Origin of the sequence: Pseudovibrio denitrificans JCM 12308 (assembly GCF_001310815.1) — a bacterium.
Taxonomy (GTDB): domain Bacteria; phylum Pseudomonadota; class Alphaproteobacteria; order Rhizobiales; family Stappiaceae; genus Pseudovibrio; species Pseudovibrio denitrificans.
Genome location: NZ_BAZK01000010.1, coordinates 1 through 20026, shown reverse-complemented (window position 1 = coordinate 20026; position 20026 = coordinate 1). Strand labels below are relative to the sequence as shown.

Annotated in this window: 17 protein-coding genes and 1 pseudogene; 15 read left to right on the top strand and 3 right to left on the bottom strand. The window is 51.8% G+C overall.

All coding sequences use genetic code 11. The annotated features are described in order from the left end of the window. Positions 1 to 50 precede the first annotated feature (50 nt). The gene (locus JCM12308_RS14530; protein WP_054784246.1) at positions 51 to 1214 is read left to right on the top strand and encodes an acetyl-CoA acetyltransferase; all 1164 of its coding nucleotides are present in this window, start codon (positions 51 to 53) and stop codon (positions 1212 to 1214) included. 457 nt (positions 1215 to 1671) lie between these two features. Further along, positions 1672 to 2760, top strand: coding sequence for a hypothetical protein (locus tag JCM12308_RS14525; RefSeq protein ID WP_054784245.1), 1089 nt, complete (start codon positions 1672 to 1674; stop codon positions 2758 to 2760). A gap of 137 nt (positions 2761 to 2897) precedes the next feature. On the opposite strand, the gene JCM12308_RS32345 is transcribed toward JCM12308_RS14525, so the two are convergent. After that, positions 2898 to 3032 (bottom strand): hypothetical protein, encoded by a 135-nt coding sequence (locus JCM12308_RS32345; protein WP_280138385.1) that lies wholly within the window; start codon positions 3030 to 3032, stop codon positions 2898 to 2900. Positions 3033 to 3177: 145 nt separating this feature from the next. On the opposite strand from JCM12308_RS32345, the gene JCM12308_RS30015 reads away from it, so the two are divergent. The 9 genes and pseudogenes from JCM12308_RS30015 (at position 3178) to JCM12308_RS14485 (ending at position 12688) form a co-directional block, all read left to right on the top strand. Further along, entirely contained in the window at positions 3178 to 3597 is a 420-nt protein-coding gene (locus tag JCM12308_RS30015) for a THUMP domain-containing protein (RefSeq protein ID WP_208978597.1), read from the top strand. Beyond that, a complete protein-coding gene (locus tag JCM12308_RS14520) occupies positions 3534 to 5429 on the top strand; it encodes a hypothetical protein (RefSeq protein ID WP_208978596.1) in 1896 nt (631 codons plus the stop codon). The genes JCM12308_RS30015 and JCM12308_RS14520 overlap by 64 nt, the downstream gene beginning before the upstream one ends. A 169-nt stretch (positions 5430 to 5598) precedes the next feature. Continuing rightward, positions 5599 to 5997, top strand: a complete 399-nt coding sequence (locus JCM12308_RS14515; RefSeq protein ID WP_054784244.1) for a RidA family protein — start codon at positions 5599 to 5601, stop codon at positions 5995 to 5997. A gap of 560 nt (positions 5998 to 6557) precedes the next feature. Next, entirely contained in the window at positions 6558 to 7463 is a 906-nt protein-coding gene (locus JCM12308_RS14510; protein WP_014284032.1) for a LysR substrate-binding domain-containing protein, read from the top strand. A 487-nt stretch (positions 7464 to 7950) separates the two neighbouring features. Continuing rightward, positions 7951 to 9467: pseudogene (cysG, locus tag JCM12308_RS14505) on the top strand (siroheme synthase CysG). Beyond that, entirely contained in the window at positions 9430 to 9735 is a 306-nt protein-coding gene (locus tag JCM12308_RS14500) for a DUF2849 domain-containing protein (RefSeq protein ID WP_054784243.1), read from the top strand. The pseudogene cysG and the gene JCM12308_RS14500 overlap by 38 nt, the downstream one beginning before the upstream one ends. A gap of 26 nt (positions 9736 to 9761) precedes the next feature. Next, complete coding sequence (locus JCM12308_RS14495; protein ID WP_054784242.1) at positions 9762 to 11417, top strand: nitrite/sulfite reductase; 1656 nt, start codon at positions 9762 to 9764, stop codon at positions 11415 to 11417. After that, positions 11407 to 12150: a phosphoadenylyl-sulfate reductase gene (locus tag JCM12308_RS14490; protein WP_054784241.1), complete on the top strand. Its 744-nt coding sequence runs from the start codon at positions 11407 to 11409 to the stop codon at positions 12148 to 12150. Before JCM12308_RS14495 ends, JCM12308_RS14490 begins: the two co-directional genes overlap by 11 nt. A 7-nt stretch (positions 12151 to 12157) precedes the next feature. Next, positions 12158 to 12688 (top strand): DUF934 domain-containing protein, encoded by a 531-nt coding sequence (locus JCM12308_RS14485; RefSeq protein ID WP_054784240.1) that lies wholly within the window; start codon positions 12158 to 12160, stop codon positions 12686 to 12688. A gap of 57 nt (positions 12689 to 12745) precedes the next feature. Here JCM12308_RS14485 and JCM12308_RS14480 read toward each other — a convergent pair whose 3' ends face one another. After that, positions 12746 to 13954 carry a TsoY family (seleno)protein gene (locus JCM12308_RS14480; RefSeq protein WP_054784239.1) on the bottom strand — a complete coding sequence of 403 codons (1209 nt, stop codon included), beginning with the start codon at positions 13952 to 13954 and terminating at the stop codon, positions 12746 to 12748. 286 nt (positions 13955 to 14240) lie between these two features. Between JCM12308_RS14480 and JCM12308_RS14475 the strand changes: the two genes are divergently transcribed. The 4 genes from JCM12308_RS14475 (at position 14241) to JCM12308_RS14465 (ending at position 18456) form a co-directional block, all read left to right on the top strand. Beyond that, entirely contained in the window at positions 14241 to 15788 is a 1548-nt protein-coding gene (locus tag JCM12308_RS14475; RefSeq protein ID WP_208978595.1) for an ABC transporter ATP-binding protein, read from the top strand. Further along, positions 15749 to 16105 (top strand): ATP-binding cassette domain-containing protein, encoded by a 357-nt coding sequence (locus JCM12308_RS30010; protein WP_208978622.1) that lies wholly within the window; start codon positions 15749 to 15751, stop codon positions 16103 to 16105. Before JCM12308_RS14475 ends, JCM12308_RS30010 begins: the two co-directional genes overlap by 40 nt. Before the next feature lie 89 nt (positions 16106 to 16194). Further along, on the top strand, positions 16195 to 17673 hold the full coding sequence (locus JCM12308_RS14470) for an aldehyde dehydrogenase family protein (RefSeq protein ID WP_054784238.1): 1479 nt from the start codon (positions 16195 to 16197) through the stop codon (positions 17671 to 17673). 30 nt (positions 17674 to 17703) lie between these two features. Beyond that, a complete protein-coding gene (locus JCM12308_RS14465; protein ID WP_041768040.1) occupies positions 17704 to 18456 on the top strand; it encodes an SDR family oxidoreductase in 753 nt (250 codons plus the stop codon). A gap of 20 nt (positions 18457 to 18476) precedes the next feature. Here the strand turns inward: JCM12308_RS14465 and JCM12308_RS14460 are convergent, their stop codons facing one another. Then, a complete protein-coding gene (locus JCM12308_RS14460) occupies positions 18477 to 19760 on the bottom strand; it encodes a GGDEF domain-containing response regulator (protein WP_054784237.1) in 1284 nt (427 codons plus the stop codon). Positions 19761 to 20026 lie beyond the last annotated feature (266 nt).

The window sequence follows — 20026 nt, the reverse complement described above, 5'->3', positions numbered from 1 at the left end:
GTTTGAGGCGAGACTTTCGGCACCCACTTTAATTCCTTTGGGAGAAGAAAATGGCCGCAATTATTGGTTGGGCACACACACCGTTTGGCAAACTGGCAGATGAGACAGTTGAGACTCTCGTAACAAAGGTTGCCAAGCAAGCGATTGCCGATGCCGGTCTCGCCGCAGAAGACATTGATGAGATCGTTCTGGGTCACTTCAACGCCGGGTTCTCCAAGCAGGATTTCACCGCAAGCCTCGTGCTTCAGGCGGATGATAACCTGCGCTTCAAGCCAACCACCCGCGTTGAAAACGCATGCGCGACGGGCTCCGCTGCTGTGCATCAGGGCGTGAAATCCATCAAGGCAGGTGATGCCAAGTTCGTACTTGTCGTCGGCGTTGAGCAGATGACAACCACACCCGGTCCGGAAATCGGCGCAAACCTGCTTAAAGCTTCCTACCTGCCAGAAGACGGCGACACCCCGGCTGGTTTCGCTGGCGTCTTCGGCAAAATAGCAGGCATGTACTTCCAGAAACATGGCGACCAGAGCGAAGCGCTGGCCCACATCGCTGCGAAAAACCACAAGAACGGTGTCGAAAACCCATACGCGCAGATGCGTAAGGACCTCGGCGTGGAGTTCTGCCTCAATGAGAGCGAGAAGAACCCGTTCGTGGCTGGCCCACTGAAGCGGACCGACTGTTCGCTGGTGTCTGACGGTGCAGCAGCCATCGTCCTCACCGACACAACCACCGCGCTTTCCGCAAAGAAGGCAGTCGCCTTCCGCGGCTTGGGTCATGCGCAGGACTTCCTGCCAATGTCCAAGCGCGACATCCTCAAGTTCGAAGGTTGTTCTGAAGCATGGAAGCGCGCGCTCTCCATGGCCAACATCACCATCGAAGATCTGTCCTTCGTCGAAACTCACGACTGCTTCACCATCGCTGAGTTGATCGAATACGAAGCCATGGGTCTGGTGCCAGAAGGGCAGGGCGCAAAGGCTATTCTGGAAGGCTGGACCCAGAAGGACGGCAAACTGCCGGTCAACCCATCTGGCGGCCTGAAAGCAAAAGGCCACCCAATTGGCGCAACCGGCGTGTCCATGCACGCCCTCACAGCCATGCAGCTGGTGGGTGAAGCTGGCGGCATTCAGGTAGAAGGCGCAGAACTCGGCGGCATCTTCAATATGGGCGGCGCCGCCGTCGCCAACTACGTCTCCGTCATGCAACGCCTCAAGTAAGCGCCACTGGAGATATCAGTAAACGCATGAAAGCCCCGTTTGTTCGGGGCTTTTGTGTTCTTGAGAGAACAATCTTGCAAGTACAGAAGAGTAAGAAACTCTCGTATCTAACGAGTGCTTTAGCTGCGGTTCATCATGCAAAAGCCTTCGCCATTGCAGCATGTTGCTTGGTGAGCATAGCTGACATGCGGCCTGCCATTGTGCAACCCAGCCACTAATAGGCCTCAACTCCATGGCAATATCATTAAACTTGCTTCTAAGAGAAAAATACAGGTTCGTTGAGCTCAGGACAAACGCTCGGCAATTCAAATCCAGCTCAGTCCAGCTTTACATGTCGATGGGCAATGAAATGAATAAAACACTGGCAAAATACTAATATCAAATAGGTATGCCTGTAATGATTGTATTATATAATAATACAACTAATTGTCTCGCATGATTACTACAGGCATTTGCAATGATTTCCCGAAGCATCCGATTTTTAGTTTTGGCACTCTCCTTATCACTTATCCCTACAATCGCATTTTCACAGGCCACACACCCCAAGGCTCCTGATGTCTCCTACGAAGAGGCTGTGAGTTTGCTCAATGCAGAGCGCTATGAAGAAGCCCTCCCGGCTTTTATGGCACTAGCCGAGGCGGGAAATCCGCAAGCAGCGCGGCAACTTTCCAAAATGTTTAAGCTGGGATTAGGAGCTTCTGAAGATGTTAATTCTGCAATTGATTGGGGTATAAAAGCGCAGAAATTGGAGGGGAAAGGGATTATCGACGCCTACGCATCTCTTTTCCTTGAAAATGTTGGGCTGGATACCGAGTTTAACGAATACCTCCTTGTCGATCATTTCAAAGATCATATCTTAAAACTGCCCGACTTTGAGCAGCCTACGCAACGGAAACAGTGGGAAAGAAATTATGAAGAGATTGCCGCCTACAAGTTTAATATTGAACATTTCCAAGGCTCTGCTCATGACTTCTACGTAGTGCTTGTTTTAAGGTCTTTTCATTTTACTGCAGAGCAGATTTTAGATGTTTCTGAGTTGACATATCAGTTTCGCACGCCTTCTTATCAAGCATTTTACGAGCGCATACTTTTGTTCATTAAGAATAATAATGAGCGCATCGAAGTACTTGAGGGAATACCTGAGGAGAATAGATTTCAAAAATATAGGGATGAGCTCAGTTGGCTGAAAGAGAGTGTTCAACCTTATAATACACGCCTCAATCAAGGACTACTAAGTACGCTTTCTCGTGAGATGTCCTTAGAAAGGTACGCAAAGAATGGCAATGCAACAGCACAATGGGAGCTTGGTAAAGGCATCTTTTTGGGCAAGCCTTTCCCCAAAGATGAACTCTGCGGGTTAAAATGGATGACAGTGGCTATATTAGAAGGTGGTGGAGATTGGGCAGAATTTGAGGAGTATACGCAAATGAGACCAGACATTATGCTGCCTATGATCATCCTCAGAGCGCAAAGAGCCATCGCCTCAGATTATAGAAGATCTGTTTGTGCAGAGCAGATGTCCTTTAAGACCATAGTTATGCAGTAAACATAAGATGTAAGCGGGTCATGCGATGGTCGTACTACCTCGAGTTATGCACTAATCGACACTGCCTGCCCCGCCATTGTTTCTCTACTTATAGGCAGGCAGATACCATCCTACTCCCTGAAGGCCTCGGACGTGAGCTACTCACAGCCCTGATGGAAGAGTGTGCCGAAATGCAGCAGCAGGTTAGCAAGATCTCGCGGTTTGGTGTGAAGGTGACAGAACTTGATCAGCAGCGCCTCAAGTAAGCACAGCAAAATCAGAGAATTGGACACGAAAGCCCCGGTCTGCCGGGGCTTTTCTTTTGCATTGTCCTCGGGCAGCTCACCAATCGCTAACTAAGCCCACAGTCCAGCGACATCACGTGAATGTGAACGTGGTAAATAAGCGGCATGACGCAAGGTGAGATGAGGTGTGTCTATGCCAGCACAAGCGCCCGCCCCGAAATACGATGATTGGCTGAAGAAAGTTTATGTTGAGATGAATTGGAAGTTCCACGACCTAGTCGGTGGTGGACGCAAAAAACGCTCTCCAAGCGTGACCAGTAAAATCTCTGAGGCCAGCGCGGCAATTGGCTCGCAAGTTGATGAAGACACGCCGGATTGGACCGTTGATCCAGACATCCCGGATTATGTAGTGGCAGGCACACCCGCTGAAGAGCGCAAAAAGCGTCCGCTGACGGCTGCGCTGAGTGATGCGGCATCAGGCCAACAGAAGGGTTCACAGAGCGGCTTAACTCCTACCAATCTCAAAAATCCCATTATGAGGAAGATCCGGTGGGCGCAGCCTATGCCGACCCGGAGGCCGTCAAATGGGACCGTCTGGTCAAAGGCACCTTAGGCGAGAGCGATCAAAAAGCCCGCCAGATGGTGTTGATGCAGCACGAAATTGAGCTGAAAAAACAATCCCGCCAACTTACTCGCGAAGTGTTTCAGGATCAGTCGACCGCACCGGAGTTTCGGGCCTACCTACGTCAGGCCAGCGACACCCCCTCTAACAAAATGGATACGGCACAGCGTGAAACCATCATGTTCTTCAGCCAGAATATGAAGGTGTTGGGCAATGAGTTGGTGGCCACCACCAAAGAGTTGATGGAAGAAAAAGCCTTTGGCGACACTATGATGAAGACCTTGCATCAAGCCAAGGCAAGCGCGGTGACGGAGCGTGAAAAAAAGCGTCTGGCAGAGCTGGAAGAAGAAGCCATCGCCTACGGCACAGCCACATCCAAGCAAATGGCCTTCGCGCTCAACTGCACCAACTGCGTGGAAGCTGCCATCAGCCGAGGGGCAGAAGTGGAAGCAGCGGTTTTGCAACTCAATGACGAACGCCCCAAAGCCGTCTTCGCCACTTCTGGATTGCAGCGCACAGCAGAAGAGATGGTGCTGACACATCTGGATAAAAGCAACAATGTAAAGAAAACTCTGGCATGGGCAGAAACCCAGCCATGGTCGCAGATGGTCAAGGTCAGCATCAAAAAAGAGGGGCGTGACTACTCCATCACCTCTGAACTGCGCACCGCCCCGGAGACACCCGCAAACACAGGCGATCCGATGGTCGACAACCATGTCGACATGCCCCACAAATCAGTCACCAAAACCGATCTTGCCAACACACCGGAGCTTGGCTTCAATGGCCTTCGCTCAGACCAGCTGATGGCGTCCATGTCTCATCAGGAGACTGGCGAAAAAGGGCCGGACGGCAAACCATTTGTCGGCATCCCAAGTGAAGCCTCCATGGCATGGGCCAAAACCCTGCTGACAGCTCAGAAAGAAGGACAGGACATCTCCGATCAACTGCCAGACTATATGGAAGTCAAAGAAGTCTGGTACAGGGAAAACCGCTCTGGGCTCCGAGGCAAGCTCAAACGCGGAAAGCCGGAAAAGAAGGTCCACGTCGTAACCTACAAAGGGACCTCGGAATCCGTTCAGGCTGCCCACAAACTGCGCAGTGCCCCTAAGAGCATGGCTGGAGATCTGGCAGAGCTTGCAGACAACATTGCCGACTTGAAGGCAGATCAGGAACGCAAAGCAGAAAAACTGAAGGCGCATAAGGAAGCGCTGGAAAAGTTCCTCAGCTCCAAAGGGGAGGGCATGCTGGAAAGCTATGGCGAAGCCCACGAAGCTTTCAATGCCCTGCAGGAAAACATCCTGCAGAAAGTCATCGCCAAAATGGGCAAGGGCACCAGCCTCAAAAACATCAAGAAATGGGCAGCGAAACAACCATGGGCAGCGTTGTTTGAGATCGAGTTCAAGCCTCCTGAAAACGGTAAGAAGAACCACTACAATGTCGTCGTTAAAGAAAAAGAGGAAGAGATAGAAGAAACCGATGGCGCACCAGAAGGCGGTCGTACAGAAACAGATGGCGTAATAAAGGACAATGAAGCGTCACTGACAGGCGCCCTCGCAGCTCTCTCAAAGCCAGCCGTTCAAAAGGAACTGATCCTCAAATACACCGGCGAAAAACACGATGGCCTGCCGATTGTCGAAAAGCCAAGCCCGCTGGCAAAGAAATGGGCAGAGATGATTATGACAACCTATGGCTCTGGCGCCAAACTGCCTGCCTATCTGGTCCTTCGGGATGTCTGTTATAAATCAGCCTCACGAAACCTGATCCGACGCGGCAAATACATTTCCTGCAAGGCCGTTGAGTTTATTCCCTCCGCGTTCAAGTAACTGACCAGCTCTACCAGCCAATATCATGTCGGTCTCTAGGACAGAGTATCTAAAGCAGTTCAAGTGTTTCAGCTTAATGTGAACTGCTTTAGGCTCAGGGGGACGATATAGTTTGCGCGTCTCACAAACGGGGCAACAGTCTGCTGAGAGGCGTCAGGAAAGGTATTTTATGGTCAAGCGCGTAGTCATCCCTCAGGAATTTCAGGAAGTTGCAGAAAAGCTCAACATGTCACCGGCAATCTTTTCAGGAAATCACATCTTCCTGAGTGGCATGACTGGCGCGGACATGAGCGGTAACATGCCGGAAGACCCGGAAGCCCAGTTCCGCAACACATTCAAGAAGATCGCCTGTATCCTGCACGAAGCTAATCTGGATCTGGACGCCATCGTCGAAATGACCAGCTACCACATCGGCCTGCGTGAACATTTCGAACTCTTCGACTCCATCCGCCTCGAACTCTTCTCCAAACCCTACCCAGCCTGGACCGCCATCGAAGCCGCCGCCCTCCGCCGCGAAGGTGCCCTAGTAGAAATCCGCGCCGTTGTCAGCGCGAATTATGGTGGGTGATGACTAATCGAGCTAATGAAACCTCTCTTGTTTTGGAGTAGGCACCAAGCCGTTTGTGCCACTCATAACATCATTCTAACGCCAAGAGGTCATAGGGGGATAACATGTTAGATGATGGCAGACCCTTGAAAGGCCTTGAGTACACTGCTGACGTTACTGATAGAAAAATGCGCTGAAATGCAGCCGCTTAGCAGTAATCGGCTTTGTCGTTTTAGGAGGACTTGGGAGATAACAGAGGGAGAGGGGAATCATATGAAGGCTTTATGGAGCCTTATCTGATAAATGGTCCTGGTCCTATGTTAGCTCCAATGTCTTTTTGGATGTGAGCGGGGAGCTCACGTATATCCAATAGCTTAGGTCCGCGTTTTGCTGGAATGAAAAGGCTTTCCAGTATTCTACGTAATACATTGAAAATATTGACTGATAATTTCTCTTTGTGAGTTCCGACGGTGCAGTCTGCCATGTGTTTCTCCTGTTGTTGCTGGGAGAATTAATGCCGGAGGTTGCATTTACAGTCCAATTGAATGTAGGGATGAAAGCATAAGGAGATTTTATCAAGGATGCCAAACAGCCTGCCTCCACTCAACGCTCTTCGTGCCTTTGAAGCTGCTGCAAGACATTCCAACTTCACCCGCGCTGCGGAGGAGCTGGGAATGACGCAAGCGGCGGTGAGTTATCAGATAAAAGTGCTGGAAGATCGCACCGGCACACCCTTGTTTAAACGGGTGGGAAGACAGGTTGTTTTAACAGAAGCAGGCGCGCAACTTGCGACTGTCGCAAGCGAGGCTTTTCAGTCCATTCGCGCTGGTTTTTCGGCAGTGCAAGGGACGCAGGATGGAAGGCTGAAGCTAAGTGTAGTTCCCACCTTTGCCATGAACTGGCTCTCGTTGCGCATCGGCGAGTTTCAGATGGCAAACCCCAAAATTGCTGTTCAGTTGGAAACCACTGGTGACATTGTCGATTTTGCATCCTCCGACGTTGATATCGGGATCAGAAACAGCCCCAAAAAGTCGCCCGGATTAATCTGTCACAAACTCGCCGAGATTACGTACACGCCCATGCTCTGCCCAAGACTTGCTGAGAGCATCGGCGGCGTACATAAGCCTGAAGACCTGCTGAAACTTCCCATTATTGATACTGGTGATCCTTGGTGGAGAAACTGGTTTGAAGCTGCAGGGGTGAAGGATCCCGATTTCTCAAACCAACCCGTATCTCAAATGGGCACGCAAGCTGTTGAAGGAAACATCGCCATTGCAGGGCATGGGGTCGCGATTTTGACGCCGTTGTTCCATTCAAGCGCATTGCGAGATGGCCTGCTTATCCAGCCCTTCGAGTTAAAGTGCACAGCTGAAAATCCTGTGTGGCTGGTTTACCGAGAAAATCAGAAAAACCACCGGAAAATAAAGCTGTTTCGTGACTGGATATTGAACGAAATGGAAATAGACAAAGCCTGCTACGCTGTCTGATCCTGTTTGGCAGATTTTACAGTACAAGCTGGGACAGGTTTCATCCGTGCGGCACTCTGCTTAAATGCAGCGACAGCAGCAAGTGAAACGCGAAGAACCAGATTCTTCAAAATGTGCGTTGGGCGGAACTGCAGGTTTTCGTTTTTGCAGCTTGCTGTTTCAGCGGCTCTCTCCCGTATGTAGATTTATTTTCTCAATCAGTACATGTATCGGCAATTTTGAGGACTTATGTGCCTCTTAAGCACTTCGGGAATAGAATTGTGTTTCTCGTGCGCCGAATTTTGAGACAGAGCACCTTTCCGCCGTTCGGGCACCTGAAAAAAATCTTTTCTACGCCTCCAGTCAGCTTTGGAATGCCATGCTGAGCTTAGAGTAGCTCTACTCTGTACACTCGCAGCCAATGAAGTGCATTCCCGAAAAGTGGGAACCGGTTTTCGGATAAGAATTCACTCCAGCATAAATGATCCCAAAACGCTTGGAGAGCGCAATGGCTTTGGTAGAGAGCTACAACACACAGCAGGACGAGAGCAATAAACTCGCTGTCTTTCCGACCTTTCATAAGGTTGAAGGCAAAATGGTTGTTGTTGTTGGCTGTGGTGATGAAGCTGCTGCGAAAGTGAGGCTTTTGGCGCAAACCAAAGCACACATCCGTGTTGTCAGCCACGAGCGCCCAAGTGCAGCTTTGGCCGAAGCGGTTGCCGATGCCGATGGCGTTTTCATGCTCAGCCTATTCAATCCGGCTTATCTGGATGGCGCAGCCTCGTGTTTGCTGCCACCGATGAAGAAGAGCTGGACCGCGAAATCGTGGAAGCCGCTCGTGAGAAGGGCATTCCAGTCAACGCAGTGGACCGTCCTGAGCTTTGTGACTTTTACACCGGCGCGATGGTCAATCGCGCACCTGTTGCCGTGGCAATCACCTCAACAGGCGTTGGTCCTGTTTATGCCCGCCACATCCGCGCACAGGTAGAAGCTCTGTTGCCTCGGGAGGCCGGTCAACTCGCAAGGTTGGCAGATAGTTTCCGTGCTACAGTTGGTAAGCTGATGCCTTCGGGAAGCGCACGTCGCCGCTTTTGGGCTGAATTTTTTTCAGGTTCCGTCGCTGCGAACACTTTTGCTGGTGAGACACAAAAGGCCCTGACCGAAGCGCATCGCTTGCTGAACTCTGAACAGGACCAGAAGGGATACGTCTGGCTCGTGGGTGCAGGCCCGGGAGCGGAAGACTTGCTGACCCTGCGCGCTCAGCGCGTCCTGCAGGAAGCTGATGTGATTTTCTACGATGCGTTGGTACCGGATGCCGTGGTTTCCATGGGCCGCCGCGATGCAACACGCATCAGCGTGGGAAAACGCAAAGGAACGCACAGTTCAACGCAAACCCAGATCAACCAGTTATTGGTCTCTGCCGCCAAGTCCGGCAAGCGGGTTGTCCGCCTCAAGGCCGGGGATCCGATGGTGTTTGGTCGGGCTGGAGAAGAGATTGCCGCGCTGCGAGAGCATGACGTGGATTTTGAGATTGTGCCCGGTGTCACCGCAGCTTTCGCCGCTGCAGCCAGCGCTCAAATACCTTTGACATTACGCGGTGTTGCCTCCTCGCTGGTGTTCGCCACCGGGCACAACCAGCATGGAGATGTCCTCCCGGACTGGGCGGATCTCGCACTCAATGGCTCCACCACAGCCGTTTATATGGGTCGCACAGTGGCGGGGAAAGTGGCAAACCTGCTCGCCGAAGCAGGTTTGGACTTATCCACCCCGGTCATGGCCATTGAGAACGCAGCCCAAACAAAAGAACGCAATTTTGCAGGCACCCTGCATGACCTCTGTAATTTCGAGCATCACGACAGCGTCACCGGACCCACACTTATCGTCATCGGTAAGGCAGTGGCCCACGCAGACCAGTCGCGATCGCTCCCGCTAAGCCCATACAAATACGAGAAGTTACCGGCTGTGGTCGCAGCTAGGGAGACCCCTGATGAAAACTATTACCGCCAACAGACTGGTCGATGGTGATGTCGTCTGGCTCGGCCACAACGGAGAGTGGGTTGAGTTTGTTGAAGCTGCCTGGGTTCTGGGCTCTGACGAAGACATGACCAAAGCTCTGGAATTCGCGAAAGCCGGTGAAGAAAAGCAATATGTTCTCGGCACTTACGCGATTGATCTGGAACTGAAAGATGGCCACCTGCAGCCAAAGAGCCTGAAAGAGCGCATCCGCGCCCAAGGGCCAACCACACGCCTTGATCTCGGCAAGCAGGCCGAACGCCATTTGCGTTCTGCCTAAGTCCTTTTAAATTCTGGAGTATTTCAATGTATCGCTACGACGAATTTGATCGTGACTTTGTCAATCAACGCGTAACCCAGTTCGAAGATCAGGTCCGCCGCCGCATGTCCGGTGAACTAACAGAGGACGAATTCAAGCCCCTGCGCCTGATGAACGGCCTGTACCTGCAGCTGCACGCTTACATGCTGCGCGTTGCTATTCCATACGGCACGCTCAACGCCACCCAGATGCGTAAACTTGCCCATATTGCAAGGACTTACGACAGAGGATACGGCCACTTCACAACACGTCAGAACGTCCAGTTCAACTGGCCAAAGCTCTCTGACACTCCGCAAATCCTGCGCGAACTTGCCGACGTTGAGATGCACGCTATCCAGACTTCCGGTAACTGTATCCGCAACGTGACCTCCGACCAGTTCGCCGGCGCCGCCGCCGACGAGTTCGCAGATCCACGCGTTTACGCCGAAATTCTGCGCCAATGGTCCTCACTGCATCCGGAATTCTTGTTCCTGCCACGCAAATTCAAGATTGCGATTACCGGTGCTGAACAGGACCGTGCTGCTGTGCAGGTGCATGACATTGGCCTGCAGCTGACCCGCAACGAAGACGGGGAAATCGGCTTTGTGGTCTTCGTGGGTGGTGGACTGGGCCGTACGCCGATGGTTGGCCGTAAAGTCAGGGATTTCCTACCAGAAAACGACTTGCTGGCGTACAGCGAGGCGATCCTGCGCGTCTACAACCGCTATGGTCGCCGCGATAACAAATACAAGGCCCGCATCAAGATTCTGGTTCACGAAACCGGTCTGGAAGAGCTGAAGCAGGATATTGAGACAGAGTTCGAGGCAACCAAAAACGGCATCCTCAACCTGCCAAACGAAGAAGTGGTTCGCATCAACGAATACTTCGCACCGCCATCATTCGATGCTCTGCCAAAGATCAGCACTGAGCTGGAAGCCGCGAAGCGCGAAGACCGTGATCTGGCCCTGTTCTCAAGCCGCAACCTGCATGCTCACAAGGCAGAGGGTTACACATCTATCACCATCTCGCTGAAGCCAATCGGCGGAGCACCGGGTGATGCGACTGCGGACCAGATGGACGTAATTGCTGATTTGGCAGAACGGTTTGGACACAACGAGCTGCGTGTTACACACGAGCAGAACCTCGTATTGCCGCATGTGAAGCTGCAGGATGTACCCACCGTCTTCAAGATTCTGAAAGCCAACGATCTGGCAGATTCCAACGCTGGCCTGATCACCGACATGATCGCTTGCCCAGGCTTGGACTACTGCGCGCTGGCAAACGCCCGCTCTATCCCAATCGCTCAGGAAATTTCCAAGCGATTTGAGGCGGTTAAGCGTCAGAACGAGATTGGTGATCTGAAGCTGAAGATCTCCGGCTGCATCAACGCCTGTGGTCACCACCACGTCGGCCACATTGGCATTCTGGGTGTAGACCGCAAAGGTGAAGAGCTCTATCAGATCACACTGGGTGGTTCTGCAGATCAGAACACATCCATCGGCAAAATCATCGGTCGTGGCTTCCCGGAAGCAGAGATCACAGATGCCGTTGAAACCGTTGTCGACACCTATCTGGCAAACCGGCTGGACGAAGAAGAAAGCTTCATCGACGCCTACCGCCGCTTGGGTGATCAGCCATTCAAGGACGCTCTTTATGGAGCATAGTCAATCACATAAGGCCTCTTTGGAGGCTCAGGTGAAGCTGCTGAACCGGATGTATTCTGAGCGCGACGCTCAGGATATTCTGGAGCACGCGCTCACTGAGCAGTTCGCTGGAGAGATTGCATTGGTGTCTTCTTTCGGTGCTGACAGCTCCGTGCTGCTTCACATGGTGTCACAGATCGACGTCCGTACCCCGGTATTGTTCGTCGATACTGGTAAGCTGTTTGGTGAAACCAAGCGATATCGCGACGAACTGGTTGAACAACTTGGCCTTTTGGACGTGCGGGTCATCACGCCTGAACCAGAAGACCTCGCTGAGAAAGACCCGAAAGGTGCTCTCTGGGCATCTGATACTGACGCGTGCTGCCACATCCGCAAGGTGGTTCCGCTGGCAAAAGCGCTCGGTGGTTTCGAAGCTTGGATTTCTGGCCGTAAGCGCCATCAGGCCAGCACACGCGCCAGTCTTGAGCACTTCGAGCTGGAAGAAGGCCGCATCAAGGTGAACCCACTGGCAAACTGGACAGCAACTGAAGTGCTTCAGTACGCCAAGGACAACGGCTTGCCTCCGCATCCGCTCGTCGCAGAAGGGTACCCTTCTATCGGCTGCATGCCTTGTACAGACAAGGTAGCTCCGGGTGAGGACCCACGATCAGGCCGTTGGCGTGGTCAAAACAAAACCGAATGTGGAATCCACTTCTCAAGTGCGTCCAAGGGCGGCGCAGCCCAAAGCATCTGAGGTTCAAATGACAGCAGAACTCAAACAGACCACTGAGATCTTCAAGAACGACAAGATCGTCGCGGATGACTGGGCTTACATCGCAGATGATGAAGCTCTGCCAGCAGAAGGCAAACTCATCTTCTCACTGAAGCGCTTTCTGAAGGAAGAACAGCAGCTTAAGCAGACCAACCTGACTTTGGGTGTTGTCCTGCGTGCAGGTGAAAAGGCGGAGGAGCTTTCTGACCATCTTGAAGCCCTTGAGCTGGTCGCTGTGGACTTCCCAAGCTTTGCTGATGGCCGTGGCTTCTCCGCAGCACGCATTCTGCGGGATGGCCTGCGCTACGGTGGTGAGATCCGCGCCGTTGGTCCATTCATTCTGGACCAGATTGGCTTCATGCTCCGCGTTGGCATCAACAGCTTCGCGCTGGACAACCCGCGCCTGCGTGCGGATCTGGAAGCTGGGAACCTCAATGAGGTCACCGCTTATACTCAGCCGGTGTTTGCAAGAAAAGAAGCGCCTGCTGGTACAAGACCATGGGCTCGTCGTCCAATGTGATCAGCGTTTCTTATTTGGAAACAAATAGAAAAGGCGGGTAACTCACCCGCCTTTTTCTTATTCTGCTGGTTGTGCCTGAAGCTGGCTAGATGCGGAGAGCATCTTGCCGTTAAGCTTCAGGAACAGCCAGACCGTTGCGATCTGAATGACAATCAAAGGTGCGTACAGAGCGAAGTAGGCAATGGACATTGAGCCGAGGACACCTAGCTTCACAAGACCTGCATTGATGACGAAGTTACCGAAGACGAACAGTGCAACACCAGGGCAAACCAGTGCGTAAGAGCCAGGAGATTTGTCTGGACCTGCGATCCAGCGGTCATAGTAGCCAACCCGCTTCATAACTGCCCAGCCGATCAGGCCAAACAGGATCTGGATTGCGAACAGGCTGATCAGGAAAACATAGATACCACCAGCAGTTACAGGCGCATCGAAGTTATGGGCAAGGCTCATTTTGATGCGGAAGATCGCGATGCCAACAACAGTCAGGAATGGAATAACGATCCAGAGTGTTGGGGTGGTTTCACCAGCCGCCTTGTGCTCCATCATGGACCGGAAACCGAGGATCAGCTTGATGGTACCCATCACAATCGCGGCACCAATGAACAGCGCACTACCCGCAATACCGATTGCCGCGATCACCTTAGTATGACTCATCGCTGCTGGAGCAGAGAAACCAACACCGATCATGGCAAAGGCAAATACCGAAACCATCTGACCAAGGCTGTTGTTCTTCGCACATTCATAACCGCCTTCAGTCAGCACGCGGGAGATGAAGTCCAGATAGATGCGGAAACCCAGAACACCAACAGCTGCAAATGCCAGCAGGGAGAATGGGAACAGCACTTCACGGATATCCCAAAGGCCTGGAACGAACACCGCACCAACAATAAAACTCACATTGATGGTCATCGCCAGAGCAAGCGGAATGGTCATCAGCTGGCTTTCTGCATTGGAGTTCTTAAAGCCTTCAAAGACCTTGGTTTTCTTCCACTTGCCATACTCTGAGAAGTTCCAGAATAACAGGCGGAAGTGCAGGACGGAAAAGAAGATGATGACAATTGAAGCCACGATAATCAGAGCCTGCATGGCAAGGGGGCCTGTGCTGAAGGCTTCTGTCAGCGATGCGAAGTTGGCGATCGGAGATCCCTTATGAGGGGTCATCCACATCAGGTACATAAAGAAACTGATTGCAAGGCCGCCTGCACCTACGGCGGACAGGAAGTACAGAGGCGAATATCGCTCACCTAAATTGCTAAGATAACGCATTGGGCTAATCCTCTATTTGAATTTGTATATTAGAATATTAGAAAATACTAAAATAACAAGAAGAAAAATGAAGATGAGCGCGTGTTCCGAATAACCTATTGGAAATATTAGTTTATCACTTTGGAAAACTGTATGGGACGAACAGCGCTGAGGGGTGCAATGCTCTGCTTCAGGCAAAGGTACTGACTGCCTGTTGAGAACAATAGATGAACAAATTTCCGTTTAATTTGCTTCACGCCTGACCTACCCTTGAAGTCCCCGCCCGATTCTCTGGAGCCGCCCGGCCATGTCATCTTTCTATCGTTGGATTATGAATCTAGTTGATCCCTTTGAGCTTAAGGAGATCGACTGGGAAGGAAGAACGCACTTCCAACACCTCATCCGCTTGATGCTCAGATATCCGAAACAGACGGTTCTGTTATCGATCCTTGTCTTCGCTGAAGGCATCCTTACCGTCCTGATGCTCTCATTTGTCGGTGTTCTTGTCGATCGCATGGAGGCCACAGGCGTTGCTGGCTTCTGGGAGGAAAATCAATACTTTATAATAGGAACAGCCATTTGCTTTCTGGTTTTACGGCCACTGTTTTCGCTTCTTGAAGCCTTCTTCATGTCGCTCAACTTTCACAACAACATGTCAGTCGCAACGCGAATGGAGTTCTTTCGGCGTCTGATCGGTCAGGACATGGCCTTCTTTCAAAAAGAGTTCGCGGGAAACCTGACAAGCAAAACATGGATGGGCGGGCGCGAAGTGGCAGACATGTTTGCCATGGTTTCAGTGGCGATCTTGCCGAACATTGTCTTTATTGGCACCATTCTCTTTGCGTTGTCATGGATGCATCCCATCCTGGGAGCAGTCCTTTTGGTCTGGATGGCTTTGTTCGCAGTAGCTTCCTACTATCACGTGCCCCGCATCAAGAATGTTGCAAAGCTTGGGGCAGACAGCGCACACCGCGTGAACGGTGCGTTGGTTGATATTTATGCAAATATTCAAACGGTTAAACTCTTTCAGGGAGATCGGGGAGCCCTCACTTATTTTGAGAACCACATGCGTGAGTTCCGCGATGTGGTACACTTGTTCAAAGCAGAACTTTCCAACTCGCGCCTGTCCGTCACGCTGCTCAGTATTCTTGCATTAGCAGCTATGGGAGCTGCCAGTCTCTGGTTCTGGTTGAACGGTTTCATCACAACAGGTGAAGTAGCCATCATTCTCGGCTTCGTGATCCGGTTGGAAAGCAAACTCTTTGAAGTGCTGTCTATGTTGACCAACCTGTTCCGAGGCTACGGTACGTTCAAGTCAGCCATCAGCATTCTGTCGCGACCATATGGTTTGACGGATGCTGAAGGAGCCAAAGAGTTCCGCCATGAGAAGGGCTTGATTGAATTCAACAATGTAGACTTCGCCTATGGTCAACAAGCCGCAATTGTAAAAGACCTGAACTTCGCCATCCAACCAGGCGAGAAGGTTGGTATCGTTGGCCATTCTGGGGCTGGCAAGTCCACAGTCGTCAATCTTCTCTTGCGCATGTACGACGTTGAAGGCGGATCAATCACCATTGACCATCAGGATGTACGAGACGTCACACAGGAAACATTGCGGGCAGAAATTGGGCTCGTAACGCAGGATACTTCCCTGTTCCATCGATCCATTTTCGACAACATTGCCCTCGGAAAAGATGATGCGACAGAAGAACAGGTTTGCGAGGCTGCTCGCCGTGCGCACGCTTTGGACTTTATTGAAGAGCTGGAAGATGACAAAGGTCGCAAAGGTTTGGAGCCTACGTCGGTGAGCGAGGCATCAAGCTTTCAGGCGGTCAACGTCAGCGCATTGCCTTAGCGCGTGTGTTTCTGAAGAACCCGCCAATCCTGATCCTTGATGAGGCGACATCAGCGCTGGACACCAAGCTGGACGCGGATATTCAGGAAATTCTAAACGATGTGATGAAGGATAAAACTACACTCGCCATTGCCCACCGGTTGACCACGGTCGCCAGAATGGATCGCCTAGTCGTTATGGACAAAGGCCAGATTGTTGAAGCTGGAACCCATGCTGAACTGCTGGCAAAAGACGGCCTTTATGCCGAGCTGTGGCACAATCAGTTTTATGGAGTGAAGAACACTGAAACCGTTCTCACGCCAACAGCGGCTCAATAAAACTACCCCAAGAAGAGAATTGCGCCGCCCTCCCACATGATCTAGCGTTTGGATGACCTGCACAAAGCTTATCATCCGAGGGGGGCGGTATGACCGAGTTTGGCGCGACACTCAGTTCTCAGAATCTGAAGAAATATAGAGCTCTTATCAATGGGTTGCAGTGTGATGCTTCCTCTAGCGAAACCATTGATATGATCTGTCCGAGCACTGGCTTGCCTTACGCAACGATTCCTCGGTGCAGCGCTGCAGATGTTGGAAAGGCCGTCTCCTCAGCCCGATCAGCCCTTGAATCCTCGGAGTGGTCCAGAATGTCTGCCGGTGAGCGCGGGCAGTGTCTGCTAAAGCTCGCAGAGCTTGTTGAGGCAAACAAAGACCATCTTGCCGAACTAGAGTCTCGGGATACCGGCAAGCCTCTCAGCCAGGGCTATGGCGATATCGCAGCCGCGGTTCAGTACTTCAGATTCTACGGCGGGGCTGCTGACAAGATCACAGGCGAGACCCTTCCAATAGCCACAGACTATCTGGCCATGACCGTTCGCGAGCCACATGGTGTTGTTGCGTCCATCGTGCCATGGAATTACCCCATGCAGATCTTTGCCCGTGTTGCAGGGGCATCCCTGGCAATGGGCAACACACTGGTTGTCAAACCTTCTGAAGACGCATGTCTTTCTGTCATCGAAACCGCAAACCTCGCATTGGAGGCTGGTTTCCCAGCAGGCACGCTTAACATCCTGACTGGCTTAGGAGAAGAAGCAGGAGCCGCGCTCTCCTACAATCCTGAGGTAGACTTCATCACCTTCACAGGATCCCCGGATGTAGGCGCCATGATCCAGTCCGCAGCAGCTCGAAATCACATTGGCTGTACTCTGGAACTGGGCGGCAAGTCTCCGCAGATCCTCTTCGAAGATGCGGATCTCAGTAAGGCTCTACCGATCATTCAGGATTGTATCTTGAAGAACGGCGGCCAGACCTGCTCAGCAGGCTCCCGTTTGCTTGTGCACCAGAGTCGCTGGGAAGAGGCAGTAGACACGCTGAGGTCGAGCTTCAGAAGCGTTGTCTCGGGCCAATATAAGGACTGCCTCGATCTCGGACCTCTGATCAATGCAAGCCAGCTACGGCGCGTTAATGCCTTTTGCGAGCAAGCCGAAGCAGACGGCATCACATTGATCGGGGAGGGCACGATCGCTCCTGATGCGCCCACCGAGGGCTATTACACCACAGCCAAGGTCTATGGTCCGGTGCCAATCGACCATCCTCTTGCGCAGGATGAGGTGTTCGGCCCTGTCTTGTCAGTGATCCCTTTCCGCACCGAGGAAGAGGCCATCCGCATTGCCAACGGCACAGCCTATGGGCTTGTTGCAGGCATCTGGACCAAAGACATCGTGCGCGCCACACGCGTCGCTAAAGCCATTCGTTCTGGTCAGGTCTTTGTAAACACCTACGGTGCCGGAGGAGGAGTGGAACTTCCATTCGGCGGGGTCAAGAAGTCAGGCCACGGCAGGGAAAAAGGCTTTGAGGCTTTGAAGGAATTTTCTGTTTTGAAAACCATTGTCGTCAGCCATGCTTAAGGTTGACCAATACACGCGGGGAGGGAAAGCGTGTCAGGAAGATTGGAAGGAAAAACTGCAATAATCACTGGTGGTGCTGCTGGTTTCGGCGAAGGCATTGCGCGAAAGTATGCGCAGGAAGGTGCAGCGGTCATCATTGCTGACCTCAATGGAATAGCAGCTGAGAAACTGGCAGACGATATCGGCGACAACGCCTACTTCATTGAGACAGATGTCACTGTTCGCTCAGATGTGAAAGCCATGGTGGCTCATGCTGTCGAAAAGACAGGACGGCTGGACATTGTCGTCAACAACGCTGGCTACACCCACCGCAATTGCCCGCTCACGCAAGTTGATGAAAACAACTTCGACCGCATTCTTGAGGTCAACACCAAAGCCATCTACCTGACGACCCTGGAAGTCTTGCCAGAGATGGAAAAGCAAGGCGGTGGTGTCATCATCAACACCGCCTCAACCGCCGGCATACGGCCTCGCCCGGGCCTCACGTGGTACAATGCCTCCAAAGGCTGGGTGATCACTGCAACCAAATCCATGGCGGTTGAACTTGCTCCTCAAAATATCCGCGTTAACGCCCTTTGTCCGGTTGCTGGTGAAACCGGAATGCTGGAGCTGTTCATGGGCGAAGACACACCAGAAAAGCGCCAGCAGTTCAGGGAGAGCATCCCTCTTGGCCGCTTCTCCAGGCCAGAGGACATTGCCAACGCAGCACTCTGGCTTGCCTCGGATGAAGCACAGTTTATCACTGGTGTAGCTTTGGAAGTCGACGGGGGGAGGACAATCTGACAGCTTATAGCGCCGTCAGATCACATGGCATCAAGAGTGGTAGCTGAAGAGGTTACAATGCGGTTGCGGCCAGATTTTTTGGCTCTGTAGAGGCAACGGTCCGCAACCCGCAGAGCACTCGCCATCGTATTCTCATGGCCAGCTGACAGTCCGACGCTGATGGTCGGTGCAAACGTACGCTCATCGTTGCCCGGATCTGTAACCGGCATGGAGCTTCTCAATTCAGAGAGAAACTGTTTGGACGTCGGCTCATCAATATCTGGCAGAGCAACGCAGAACTCATCGCCCCCAATCCGGATAGCCACGCTTTTGGGTGGAAGAAGGTCAGAGATGCGATGCGCGACGGAGATAATCAGATTGTCTCCGGTCTCATGGCCAAACTTGTCATTGATCTGCTTGAAGCGATCAATATCGATCATGGCATATCGCATAGCCTTGCCAGCTCTGATCTGGTCTTTGTGGAGCTTGTCGACCGTGTTGTACAAATGCCGGCGATTGAACAAACCCGTCATCGGATCACGGTGCGCCATTTCGGTGAGCTCTGTGATGCGATCCAACTGATTGAGGTTCTGCGATACGCGCAACATCAGCTCCTCTGGCGTACACGCCTTATTGAGGAAGTCATTGGCGCCTGACTTCAGGAACTTTGCTGTGAGGGCAGGGTCGTCTGTTGCTGAGATGCCGATGACAGCAAGCGTGTTGAAGCTGTGCGTCCGGCGGATTTGCGTCATCACCTCAAAGCCTGTAGCACCGGGCAGCAAATGATCGATGATGATCAGCTTGATATCAGGGTTCTGCTTAAGCTTTTCGAGCGCCTGCTCACCAGAAGTTGCAGTGATCACTTGCAGACAATACAGCTGCAGCCGCTTTTTGAGCAGTGCAAGGGCATGCGAAGAGTCATCGACGATCATGACTTTGGTGTTCAGGTTCCGATCAACACGGTTCACCAACTCCCCAAGATATCCGAGACTTGCAGGGGAATCCTTCAGGACGTAGTCAACGATACCCTTCTTCAGAATGGATCGGCGTGTGGTCTGGTCAAACCGTCCGGAAAATACAATCGTAGGTAGGCCTGCGTTGATGGTCAGATCCACGACTTCACCATCTGGCGCATCTGGTAGCGTCAGATCAACAAGAGCAAGGAACGGCTTTACCTTTCCTTCTTCCAATATTGCTTTTGCCTGAGCATACGTTTTCGCCGTCGTGACATGATAATGCCCCGCACGCTCAATCTCGCTTTCAGTAACGCGAGCGAAGAAATTGGCATCCTCAACGAGAAGAATACTCTTTTTCTGATCTGGCATGTGATGTCCTCAAAAACCAGCAAATGCGATTATAATTGCGTTCGCAACCTATTAACCGCCATCAATAGCCTCGAATATGGCTTGTAATAAACAATATTTGAAATGTATTTAAAATTAGACATAAAGTTGTGATAAAATTAAATAAAATCAAAAATTGCATGAAATAATAGAATTTAGGAAATTAAATACCCAGTAAATGCAAAAATATGTAAGTATAATTTCATATATGATCACATTTATGTGATGTTTTAACGAAATTTAGAGCC

Coding starts and splice junctions, on each gene's coding strand:
- JCM12308_RS14475 (WP_208978595.1), top strand. CDS start 14,241: ATGTCATCTTTCTATCGTTGGATTATGAATCTAGTTGATCCCTTTGAG.
- JCM12308_RS14495 (WP_054784242.1), top strand. CDS start 9,762: ATGTATCGCTACGACGAATTTGATCGTGACTTTGTCAATCAACGCGTA.
- JCM12308_RS14515 (WP_054784244.1), top strand. CDS start 5,599: ATGGTCAAGCGCGTAGTCATCCCTCAGGAATTTCAGGAAGTTGCAGAA.
- JCM12308_RS14500 (WP_054784243.1), top strand. CDS start 9,430: ATGAAAACTATTACCGCCAACAGACTGGTCGATGGTGATGTCGTCTGG.
- JCM12308_RS14460 (WP_054784237.1), bottom strand. CDS start 19,760: ATGCCAGATCAGAAAAAGAGTATTCTTCTCGTTGAGGATGCCAATTTC.
- JCM12308_RS14485 (WP_054784240.1), top strand. CDS start 12,158: ATGACAGCAGAACTCAAACAGACCACTGAGATCTTCAAGAACGACAAG.
- JCM12308_RS14480 (WP_054784239.1), bottom strand. CDS start 13,954: ATGCGTTATCTTAGCAATTTAGGTGAGCGATATTCGCCTCTGTACTTC.
- JCM12308_RS30015 (WP_208978597.1), top strand. CDS start 3,178: ATGCCAGCACAAGCGCCCGCCCCGAAATACGATGATTGGCTGAAGAAA.
- JCM12308_RS14470 (WP_054784238.1), top strand. CDS start 16,195: ATGACCGAGTTTGGCGCGACACTCAGTTCTCAGAATCTGAAGAAATAT.
- JCM12308_RS14525 (WP_054784245.1), top strand. CDS start 1,672: ATGATTTCCCGAAGCATCCGATTTTTAGTTTTGGCACTCTCCTTATCA.
- JCM12308_RS14530 (WP_054784246.1), top strand. CDS start 51: ATGGCCGCAATTATTGGTTGGGCACACACACCGTTTGGCAAACTGGCA.
- JCM12308_RS14490 (WP_054784241.1), top strand. CDS start 11,407: ATGGAGCATAGTCAATCACATAAGGCCTCTTTGGAGGCTCAGGTGAAG.
- JCM12308_RS14510 (WP_014284032.1), top strand. CDS start 6,558: ATGCCAAACAGCCTGCCTCCACTCAACGCTCTTCGTGCCTTTGAAGCT.